1 protein-coding gene and 1 pseudogene are annotated in these 945 nt (G+C 52.3%); both read right to left on the bottom strand.

Annotated elements, in window-relative coordinates; genetic code table 11:
• Positions 1-543, bottom strand: a pseudogene (locus tag B2Z72_RS11520) (hypothetical protein); the annotation flags it as partial.
• Positions 540-945 (bottom strand): ExbD/TolR family protein (locus tag B2Z72_RS11515; RefSeq protein WP_297004855.1); only part of this gene is annotated, 406 nt, incomplete at its 5' end. The pseudogene B2Z72_RS11520 and the gene B2Z72_RS11515, both read right to left, overlap by 4 nt.

The raw sequence follows: 945 nt of genomic DNA, 5'->3' as shown, positions 1-945 counted from the left end.
GACCACGGTACCGACACTGGTCGCTTTACTGCCGGCATTGGATAACCCTTTGCTCGATGTGTTCAGATCTGCAATCGGCACCTGACTGCGTATGCTGCTCAAAGCATTCAGAGCATCATTACCAAACGCTTTTTTTGCCGTTTCCTTAGCCTGTTCGCGTTTTTCCGGCGTCGCTTCTGCCTTAGGTTCCTGCTTTGGCTTCGGCACTGGTTTTGGCTCAGGCACTGGTTTTGGCTCAGGCGGCTTAGGTTTTGGTTCCGGCTTTGGTTCAGGTTCCGGTATCGGCTCAGGCTCTGGTTTTTCCTCCACTACAGGTGGTGGCGGCTCTGGTTTTTCCAGTTTCTGACGCTCAATTACTCTGGCCAGCTGAGGCGGCAACTGCTCCATTTCCTGACGGTCACGTTCCGGCAGTGAAATAAACGGAATAATGACCCCCAACACCAGCACAGCCAGCAGAAAACCAACCAGTAACGGAATAAACCGATGGCGATCACCGGCATCACTCCACGGGAACTGAGGGACATGAGTATGAACTGTCATCACTCACCTCCCTGTCCGGGTGCTTTCTGGTTAACCGCCAGAGAAATATTATTGAACCCGGCTTTGGCGCTGGTATTCATCACCTTTTTCAGCAGTGTATAAGGCGTGCTTTTGTCACCCATAATGGTAACAGGACGCCCCTGATCTTCAGCCCCCGGCGGCAGCGGCATGCGTCCGGCCAGATACTCAAGTTCGTTGCTCAACTCAGTTATCTGTTCACCTTCCGCACTGGCGTCTGCGGTGGAAACCACAGAACGGCCACGGACCAGAATTTCATCCTGACTGATCATAATGGTGACGTTTTCTGACGGCTTGTTTTCCGCCAGCGAGACCGGTAATTCAATGGCATCATTACTCTGAACTTCCACTTCTGACTGGTTAACCATCAGGAAGAACACCAGGATG

The sequence above is a fragment of the Thalassolituus sp. UBA6592 genome, assembly GCF_002433655.1.
Classification (GTDB): Bacteria; Pseudomonadota; Gammaproteobacteria; order Pseudomonadales; family Oceanobacteraceae; genus Venatoribacter.
This window is presented reverse-complemented; position numbering and strand designations above follow the sequence as displayed.